The following is a 9,210-nucleotide window of genomic DNA, read 5'->3' as shown; positions in this document are numbered from 1 at the left end:
CCCAGCAGGCCGAATCGTCCGGTCACGTCTATCTCCCCTACGACACCCTGGCGGCGGAGGCGGGCGAGATGCTCGAAGTGGCGGACGAGCTGGTCTCCACCGCCATCGAGAGACAGGGCCGGATCGGGGGGATCGTCGTCGAATCCTTCCCGGGCAAAGAAGGGGAAGGCGCCGAAGGCACGGCCGTCTACTCGGTCCCTCTCTACGGAGCCGAGACCGAGACGGCCAGGCGGCTCCGCATGCTTCTCAATGCCTCACGGGACGGGGAGCGCCTCACGGCCGCGCTCAGGGGGCGCGGCCTCGCCGGAGGGGATGCGCACGAGCGGCTTGCGAACTTCGCGCGCCAGGCCGTCGAGGGCGGACAGGCCACCGGCGATCAGGCGCGGGCCATCGAGAGCGCGCTGACGGAAAAAGTGCTCATCGTGACGGGAGGGCCCGGCACCGGTAAAACCACCGTCATCAACGCCGTCACCCGCCTCTACAGGCAGCTGGGCCTCTCGGTCCTGCTGGCCGCCCCGACGGGCCGGGCCGCCAAGCGCCTCGCCGAAGTGACCGGCCACGAGGCAAGCACGATTCATCGCCTGTTGGAATACAACTGGGCCTCGGGGGGCTTCACCCGCGACGCGGAGCGTCCCCTCGAGGCCGACGCGCTGGTAATCGACGAGGCCTCGATGCTCGACATCCAGTTGATCGCCCAACTGCTGCGCGCCGTTCCCGATCAGGCGGTGCTCATTCTCGTGGGGGATGTGGATCAGCTCCCCTCGGTCGGGCCCGGCACCGTCCTCCACGATGTCATTGAGTCCGGGGCCGTGCCCGTCGTCCGGCTCCAGGAGGTCTTCCGGCAGGCGAAGGAGAGCCTCATCGTCGAGAACGCCCACCGCGTCAACCAGGGCGAGATGCCCCGCGGGGGGAAGCCTCTGGTCGAAGGGGAGCTGCTCGATTTCTACTTCATCGAGGAGAGCGATCCCGAAGCCTGCGCCGACACCATCATCACGCTTTGCCGGGACCGCATCTCCCAGCGCTTCGGACTCGACCCGATCGCGGATGTGCAGGTGATCTCGCCGATGCAGCGCGGCATCCTCGGTGTGCAGAATCTCAACGCCCGCCTTCAGGAAGCGCTGAACCCCGCCGCGGGCGGGCCTGTGCTCCGGAGCGGGGGGCGCACCTTCCGCCCCGGCGACAAGGTCATCCAGGTGCGGAATAATTATGAAAAAAACGTCTTCAACGGCGACATCGGCCTCGTTCGCCAGGTTGACCCCGAGGCGGGCGTTCTGCGCGTGGCCTTCGACGGGGTGGAAATCGAGCACACCGCCGGCAGCCTCGACGAGGTGATGCACGCCTACGCCGTCACCGTCCACAAGAGCCAGGGGAGCGAGTACCCGGCGGTCGTGGTGCCGCTCCACACCCAGCACTACCCGATGCTCCAGCGGAACCTTATCTACACCGCCCTCACCCGGGCGAGGAAGCTGGCCGTCTTCGTCGGGACCAAGAAGGCGGTCGCCATCGCCGTGAAGAACGCCCAGGTCCGCCGGAGATGGAGCCGCCTGAGCGAGCGGCTCCGTGGCGGGGCGGCGCCGGGACCGGCACCTGCGCCATCCCCTCCGGAAGAAAAAACCGCCTCGCAGGCGCAGGAGGCCGTCTGGGATGAGCGGCCGCCGGATGAAGCGTATGCGGGCGAAGCGTGGGATGATGACGGAGGAGCGGACGCTTCGGGCGAGCTCACCTATCATCCCCTGGAAGAGTAAGAGGTTCCGGATGAAAAGCCTGTGGAACGATGCGGAAGCCGCGGAATTTTCGGGCGAGCTGGGCCAGCGGGTCTACACCTCCCGGCTTCTTGGCCGGGATCCTTCGCTGGTGCTCCACGGCGGCGGAAACACTTCGCTGAAGACGAGCGAGAAAAACATTTTCGGCGAGGTGGAGGAAATCCTCTACGTCAAGGGCTCGGGGGCGGACCTCGCCGGAATCGAGGAGGCGGACTTCGCCTCGGTGCGCCTCGCGCACCTGCGAAAGATACTTCAGCTCGATGCCCTCACCGACGCGGAGATGATGGACGAGATGCGGGCCGCCATGGCGCGGCGGGACCGGCCCGCCCCCTCGGTCGAGGCGCTCCTCCACGCCATCCTTCCCGGAAAGTTCACCGACCACACCCACGCCGACGCGGTGATCGCCATCACGAACACGAAGAACGGGCTCGAGCGAATTCGAGAAATTTACAGGGATACCGTGGTGGTTGTCCCCTACCGCATGCCGGGCTTCGCGCTCGCCAAGGCGGCGGCGGCTTTCGGGAAAGAAAAATCCACCGGGACCACCGGCCTCATCCTGATGCACCACGGGGTGTTCTCTTTCGGAGAGAGCGCGCGGGAATCCTACGAGCGGATGATCGAACTCGTGGGGATGGCGGAGACGTATCTGAGGGAAAAGGGCGCGTGGGCGCTTCCCTCCCCATCCGGCGGAACGCCGGAACCTTCGCGGCGGAGCGCGATCGCCGCCCTGCGGCGGGAAATCTCAGAGGCCGCCGGCCATCCCCTTCTTCTTTCCGTGCAGGAGAGCGCGGAGGGTGCGGCCTTCGCCCGCCGGGATGATCTCGAGGCGCTCGCCCGGAAGGGCCCCGCCACCCCCGATCATGTGCTCTACACCAAGCGGCTGCCGATGATCGGCCGCGATGCGGCGGCCTACCGGAAAAGCTATGTGGAATATTTCGAGGCCCACAAAGGGCGGCAGGCCCCCCCGCCCGCCATGCTCGACCCGGCCCCGCGGATTGTGCTCGATCCCGAGCTCGGCCTTCTCGCCGCGGGGCGGACGGCGCGCGAGGCGCGGGTCAACGGCGATATCTACGAACACACCATCGGCATCATCCTGCGCGCGGAAGCCTTGGGCGGCTTCCGGTCCGTGTCCGAGGCGGAGTGCTTTGATGTCGAGTACTGGCGGCAGGGGCAGGCCAAGCTCCGCAAGCCGGAAAATCCGCCCCCATTCACCGGCGAGGCGGCGCTGGTGACGGGCGCGGCCTCCGGCATCGGAAAAGCCTGCGCGGCGTCTTTTCTCGCGCGGGGGGCCGCCGTCGTCGGGCTCGACATCAACCCCGCCGTCGAAGGGCTTCATGATCGCACGGACTACATCGGACTCACATGCGATGTGACCCGCGCGGACGCGGTGGAAGCCGCCCTCGATGCGGGGGTGCGCCGCTTCGGGGGCCTCGACATGCTGATCCTCAACGCCGGCATCTTTCCCGCGAGCCGGGAGATCGCCGCGCTCCTTGACGATGAGTGGCGGAAGGTGATGGGGATCAACCTCGACGCCAACCTCGCCCTCCTGCGCGCGTGCCATCCCCTTCTCCGCGCGGCGCCCGGAAAGGGGCGGGTCGTCGTCATCGGCTCGAAGAACGTCGCCGCGCCCGGCAAGGGAGCGGCCGCCTATTCGGCCTCGAAGGCGGCGGTCAACCAACTGGCGCGGATCGCCGCCCTGGAATGGGCCGAAGATGGCATCCGGGTGAACTCGATCCACCCCGACGCGGTCTTCGACACCGGGGTGTGGACGCCCGAGGTTCTGGCCTCGCGCGCAGCGCACTACGGAATGACGGTGGAGGAATACAAGCAGCGGAACCTGCTCAAGGCCGAGATCACGAGCCGGGATGTGGCCGAGATGGCCGCCGAGATGTGCGGGCCGCTCTTCGCCAAGACGACCGGCGCCCAGGTGCCCCTCGATGGGGGCGACCCGCGGGTGATCTAGCCGGCGCCGTTGCGGCGCACCCCCGCCAGCTCCGCTTTCAGCGTCAGGAAAAGATCGTGGGCCTTGTCGGGCCGCTCGTTTTCGTGGACGACCGCCCGGACGGCCTGGATCATGGCGACCGGCGATTCGGACTGGAAGATGTTGCGGCCCATGTCCACCCCCGCGGCCCCCTGATCGACCGCCTTGTAGGCCATGGCGAGCGCGTCGAGCTCGGGCAGCTTCTTTCCGCCCGCGATGACGATGGGGATGGGGCAGCCGGCGGTGACCCGCTCGAATCCTTCTTCGACGAAATAGGTCTTGACGTAGTGGGCGCCGATCTCGGCCGCGATCCGGGTGGCGAGGCCGAAGTAGCGCGCGTCGCGCTGCATGTCCTTGCCGACGCCGGTGACGGCGAGGGTCGGGATGCCGTAGCGCGTCCCGGTGTCGATGAGCTTGACGACGTTGGCGATGGATTTGTGCTCATGCTCCGCCCCGATGTAGACCTGGGCCGCCATGGCCGCCGCGTTGAGGCGGATGGCGTCTTCGATGTCCACGCTCACGAGTTCGTTCGAGAGTTCGGTGTGAACGCTCTGCCCGGCGCTGCAGCGCAGAACAACCGGCTTTCCCGTCGCGGCCGGGATGGTGCTGCGGAGCATCCCGCGGGTGCACATGAGCACATCGGCGTAGGGGGCGAGCGGCAGGATGCTCAGATCCACGCGCTCGAGGCCTGTCGTCGGGCCCTGGAAGTAGCCGTGGTCGAAGGCGAGCATCACCGTGCGGCCGGTCTTGGGGCTGAATATCCGTGCGAGGCGGTTCTGCATCCCCCAGTCCAGGGCGCCGGAGCCCTTGAGGAAAAACGGCTCGCTCCGCTGGGGGATTCCGACCCCGTAGTCTTTTCCGTCCCGGATGTCATCCACATCGGCCATCGCGCATCTCCTGTCCCGAAGGGGAGCGGGTTTCAGCTCTCTTTCCGCATCCGGCAGTCTACCGGGTTCCGCCCACCCATTTCCAGTCAGAAGAGAGGTGGCCGAGAGTAGATGGATCGGCGCTGAAATGATGTGCCGGTCTGAAAAAATGAGGAAAAGCTACGCGGAGCGGGACGAGCCGTGCAGGAAAGAATCGAGCCGGGCCAGCATCCCGTCGCTGATCCGCTCTTTTTTTCTCTCCGGCTCGTGCAGCTTGGCGATATTTTTCTGGAAGCAGTCCGAGCAAATGCCGTGGGTGATGGGCACTTCCTGCCGGGAGGTCGTGCCCACCTGAAGACAGGATATCGTTCCGTCCAGGCCGAGTTGATGGTATTTCCCATCCTCGTCCATCAGGCGGAAGCAGTAGCCGCATTGTTTGATGAAGTTCATCTTGCCCTCTCTCCCTGCGCCGCTCCCTGCGCCGCACCCATCCGGGAATGGCCGTTTCCGGGCGAAAAAAGCCCTTGCGCAAACAACGAAATGCATTCTCCGTGCCAAGGGGAGAGTTCCGCGCGGCGCGCGGATACCTGTCCATTAACCCATAAAACACAAATACTTATGGGATCCGCCCCATGACGCCAAGCGGCTGATGAGACGGGAGTTTCCGGCAGATTTTTTCGAGAAAGCAGGAAAACCGGCAAGATGTTCCGCCAAGGCGCCGGCGGTGAAAACGGGGGCCCGCCTCAGGCCGGTGGCGCTTCAGGAGGCCCGGGCGGGAGGCCATCTTCCTCCCCATCGCGCTCTTCCTGCGGCAGGTAGGGCCGCAGCTTGTAGAGGGCGCGGGCGAGGATCGGGATGCGCTCGGTGAATTCCTCATCGCTCTGGTTCTGCAGGATGGCGCGTCTCATGACGTTGAACTTGGCGTCTATGTCATCGGCGTAGTGGAGAAGAAGGGCCTCGGGCATCATCGGCACCTTGACCGTCCCCCACTCGGGAAGCCCCTGGTGGGAGAGGATGAGGTGCTCGAGCAGGGTGAGGAACTCCTCGGGGAGCTGGCCGAGCCGCGCGGCGTGATCGCGGAGGATGTCCCGCCCCAGGACGACATGGCCGATCAGCCTCCCCTTGACCGTGTAGTTTCCCCCGGTGGCGGCGGAGAGCTCATCGAGCTTCCCGATGTCGTGCAGCAGCGCCCCCGCCACGAGCAGATCGCGCGAGATCTCGTACTTGTCGGCCAGGTAAAGACAAGTCTTGGTGACCGAGAGGGTGTGCTCGAGCAGGCCGCCGAGGTAGGGGTGGTGGATGCGCTGGGCGGCGGGCCAGGTACGGATCTTGTCGGCGCAGGTATCGAAAACGGACAAGAGCAGCGCGGCGACATCGGGGTGGCAGCTCTCCGCGATCTTCCGGCACTCCTCCCACATCACCTCCACATCGAAGGGGGTTTGCTCGATGCAGTCCTCCGGCGCGAAGCCCTCGTCGTAGTCCTTCTGGTTCACGGCGCGGATCCTCTGGACGCGCAGCTGCAAGATGCCGCGGTAGTCCTCGGCCAGGGCCCTGACCTTGACGAAATCACCCCGCTCAATGGAGCCCTGCATCTGGGTCCCCACTTCCCACACCTTCGCCGGGACGGAACCGGTCCGATCCTCGAGCAGGAGGTCGAGATACGCCTTCCCCGCGCGGGTTTTTCTCTCTTCCAGCTGGCGTACCCGGAAGAAGCCGTCGAACTGCTCGCCCTGTTTCAGCCCGCCCACGGTGGCCACCGCCTACCCTCCATGAATTTCGGATAGCCAATCATAGCAGGTGCTTTTCCTCCCACAACCCCGCCCCCTGCGCTTTCGCGGGAGAAAACGGCCGGATCCCGGCATTGGCCCAAATTGTTCATTTTTTCTATATACTTATTAAATAAATATTCACGGGCCGCCCTGAGCCTTCCCGATGCCAAACGGAATCTCGACAGCCCCCCCCGCCATCTTCTTTTTCTTCTTCCTGCTCGCGGCGGGATGGCCTGCCCCGGCCGCCCCGGAGACCACCCGCTCCCGCGTGGTCCGCGTGATCGACGGGGATACGATCGTGCTGGCGTCCGGCCTCCGCGTCCGCTACATCGGAGTGGACACCCCGGAGATTCACCATCCGCGCCGTCCGGTCGAATGCCTCGGCCGAAAGGCGGCCGAAAGGAACAGGGAACTGGTCGAGGGAAAAATCGTCCTTCTGCGGCGGGATGTCCGCGACACGGATCGCTACGGCCGCCTGCTGCGCTATGTCTATATGTCCGACGCCGCGGGCCGGCCCACAGGCTTTGTGAACGAGATCATGGTCCGGGAAGGTTGGGCACGGGTGCGCTTCTACCCGCCCGATCTGCAAGAAAAAAATCGCCTTCTCCGGGCGGAAAAACTGGCGAAGCACCGCAGGAGCGGCATCTGGAATCTTCCGGGCGGGGCGCGCCGCTCAAAAGGCGTGCTCGGCGACAGGCAGAACCGGGTGTACTACCGGCCGGGCTCGCAAGGGTATGAAGACCTCCGGTGCACCCGCAGGTGGCAGTACTTCTCCTCCGCCGGGACGGCGGCAAGGGCCGGGTACCGCGCCCCGGGAAAAGAGCACTAGTTTTCGTACGCCGTGCCGCCGCGCTTCAGCCCCGTGCTCTCCCCTCTCGCTTTTTGGACGAGCTGCCGGTTCTTTTTCTGGCGTTTCGTGAACGCCTGCGCCTGACGGCGGTGAACCTCCCCCGGAATCTGCTTTCGGGGAATCTGGGGGACCGGTATGCTTTTGGCCTCCGCGCCAAAGGCAAGGGCGGGCACCATCAGGCCGAGCGCGAAAACCGCGGCCAGCGCCCAAGTGCCCCGGACATCCCCCTTTCCTTCATTCCATTTTTGCGTCATCTTCTGCATCTCCTGCTTGTGGGGTCCACCCCGCGCCGCCGCCGGCATGCCGTGGGGGGGGACCCATCCACCCCGGATGAATGCAGAAGGCGTGCCGCATGAGGGGTCATATTAACCATTTGAAATAAAAGGGGCTTCCGGGCATGTCCGGCCACCCCGGCGGCGAAACTGCCAAAAAACTGGCATTTTCTTCCCCCACACCAGAGATCATGCGCCGCCCGGAGTTAAAATGGCTGGACGGTTTTTTCTCGTTTAAAATGTCGCGGCCACCTTCATCCTCCGGAGAGTTTGCGTGCGCGCCCCTCACCGCAATCCGATATCCAGCCTTCTTTCCGCGGGCCGCCTCCCGCTCGCGGCTTTGGCAGCGGCTTTGGCACTCGCCTTCCTCGCGCTCCTCTCATCCGCGAATGCGGAGAACGGACACAAGCGCCTGCGCGCCCGCATCGTCCGGGTCCTCGACGGGGAGAGCTTCCAGATGGAGGGCGGCCTGCGCTCCGGCCTTCTGGGCGTCGCCGCGCCCTCCCGCTCCGCGCGCGGCGGACGCGAGTCGGCCGTTTTTCTCCGGCGTCTCCTCGAGGGCCGCTCGGTCGAGCTGGAAGTGGATGAAAGGCTGGTGGATGAATCCGGGATGCCCCGCTATTACATCTTTCTCGCGGACGGGACGATGGTGAACGAACTCATGATCGTGAGCGGCTATGCCCGGGCCGTCGTCAAGCACCCGAACGTGCGCTACCGCGACCGCCTCATCGAGGCCGAAAACACCGCCAAGCGCTTCCGGCGCGGGGTATGGGGGGATGAATTCCTCGATCCGAAGCGGCGGGATCTGGAGCCGCCGAACCGGCTCCTGCCGGCCATCCCCGATCCCGATTCCTACGGCCGCCCCCGCCGCTGAGCGATCCGCCCGGGGTCACCTCGCCGCCGGAAGCCTACTGGCTGTCCTTCGTGTCGGCGAACCCGCGGAGCAGTTCCATGGGAAGCGGGAAGACGATCGTCGAATTGTTCTCGGCCGCCACCTCGGTCAGGGTCTGGAGAAAGCGCAGCTGGAGCGCCCCCGGCGCCCGGCCGAGCGTCGTGGCGGCCTGGGCGAGGCGCTCGCTCGCCTGATACTCACCCTCGGCGTGGATGACCTTCGCCCGCCGCTCGCGCTCGGCCTCGGCCTGGCGGGCGATGGCCCGCTGCATCTCCTGGGGAAGATCAACGTGCTTGACCTCCACGGTGGAGACCTTGATCCCCCAGGGATCAGTGTGGAGATCGAGAATCTCCTGGAGCTGCTGGTTGATCTTTTCCCGCTCGGAGAGCAAATCGTCCAGATCCATCTGCCCAAGAACGCTCCGCAGCGTCGTCTGGCTCAGCTGGCTGGTCGCGTAGAGGAAATCCTCCACCTCGATCACCGCCTTCTCGGGAACCAACACCCGGAAGTAGACCACCGCGTTCACCTTCACCGACACGTTGTCCTTCGTGATGATGTCCTGCGGCGGGACGTCCATCGTAACGAGGCGGAGGCCGACGCGGACCATCCGGTCAATGACGGGCAGCAAGATGATCAGGCCCGGCCCCTTGGTGGCGGAAAAACGGCCCAGCCGGAAGACCACCGCCCTTTCGTATTCGTTGAGAACTCGGATGGCGCTGAGCAGAAAAAGCGCCACGACAACGACAACCACAACCAGACCCAGGTTCATCTCATCCCTCCTTCACGACGCGCAACCGCAAGCCCTCGATGCCGACCA

At 65.6% G+C, this 9,210-nt stretch carries 9 protein-coding genes; 4 read left to right on the top strand and 5 right to left on the bottom strand.

Annotation, left to right across the window (positions count from 1 at the left end; translation table 11 throughout):
• Together O2807_07495 and O2807_07490 are read left to right on the top strand one after the other, a co-directional pair.
• The coding region (locus tag O2807_07495) for an AAA family ATPase (protein ID MDA1000345.1) at positions 1–1,745 on the top strand (1,745 nt) is incomplete at its 5' end.
• A 10-nt stretch (positions 1,746–1,755) separates the two neighbouring features.
• Positions 1,756–3,726 carry a bifunctional aldolase/short-chain dehydrogenase gene (locus O2807_07490; GenBank protein MDA1000344.1) on the top strand — a complete coding sequence of 657 codons (1,971 nt, stop codon included), beginning with the start codon at positions 1,756–1,758 and terminating at the stop codon, positions 3,724–3,726.
• Here O2807_07490 and lsrF read toward each other — a convergent pair.
• The 3 genes from lsrF to O2807_07475 form a co-directional block, all read right to left on the bottom strand.
• A complete protein-coding gene (lsrF, locus tag O2807_07485; protein ID MDA1000343.1) occupies positions 3,723–4,631 on the bottom strand; it encodes a 3-hydroxy-5-phosphonooxypentane-2,4-dione thiolase in 909 nt (302 codons plus the stop codon). The genes O2807_07490 and lsrF overlap by 4 nt on opposite strands.
• A gap of 159 nt (positions 4,632–4,790) precedes the next feature.
• Positions 4,791–5,060, bottom strand: coding sequence for a hypothetical protein (locus O2807_07480; protein MDA1000342.1), 270 nt, complete (start codon positions 5,058–5,060; stop codon positions 4,791–4,793).
• A gap of 293 nt (positions 5,061–5,353) precedes the next feature.
• A complete protein-coding gene (locus O2807_07475) occupies positions 5,354–6,367 on the bottom strand; it encodes an HD domain-containing protein (protein ID MDA1000341.1) in 1,014 nt (337 codons plus the stop codon).
• 175 nt (positions 6,368–6,542) lie between these two features.
• Here O2807_07475 and O2807_07470 point away from each other — a divergent pair, with 175 nt between their 5' ends.
• On the top strand, positions 6,543–7,208 hold the full coding sequence (locus O2807_07470) for a thermonuclease family protein (protein MDA1000340.1): 666 nt from the start codon (positions 6,543–6,545) through the stop codon (positions 7,206–7,208).
• Here O2807_07470 and O2807_07465 read toward each other — a convergent pair.
• Positions 7,205–7,483 carry a hypothetical protein gene (locus tag O2807_07465; protein ID MDA1000339.1) on the bottom strand — a complete coding sequence of 93 codons (279 nt, stop codon included), beginning with the start codon at positions 7,481–7,483 and terminating at the stop codon, positions 7,205–7,207. The two genes, O2807_07470 and O2807_07465, sit on opposite strands and share 4 nt — an antisense overlap.
• A 292-nt stretch (positions 7,484–7,775) precedes the next feature.
• On the opposite strand from O2807_07465, the gene O2807_07460 reads away from it, so the two are divergent.
• On the top strand, positions 7,776–8,375 hold the full coding sequence (locus tag O2807_07460) for a thermonuclease family protein (GenBank protein ID MDA1000338.1): 600 nt from the start codon (positions 7,776–7,778) through the stop codon (positions 8,373–8,375).
• 34 nt (positions 8,376–8,409) lie between these two features.
• Here O2807_07460 and O2807_07455 read toward each other — a convergent pair whose 3' ends face one another.
• Positions 8,410–9,162 carry a slipin family protein gene (locus O2807_07455; GenBank protein ID MDA1000337.1) on the bottom strand — a complete coding sequence of 251 codons (753 nt, stop codon included), beginning with the start codon at positions 9,160–9,162 and terminating at the stop codon, positions 8,410–8,412.
• Positions 9,163–9,210 lie beyond the last annotated feature (48 nt).

The organism is bacterium, from assembly GCA_027622355.1.
Lineage (GTDB): Bacteria > UBA8248 > UBA8248 > UBA8248 > UBA8248 > JAQBZT01.
This window is presented reverse-complemented; position numbering and strand designations above follow the sequence as displayed.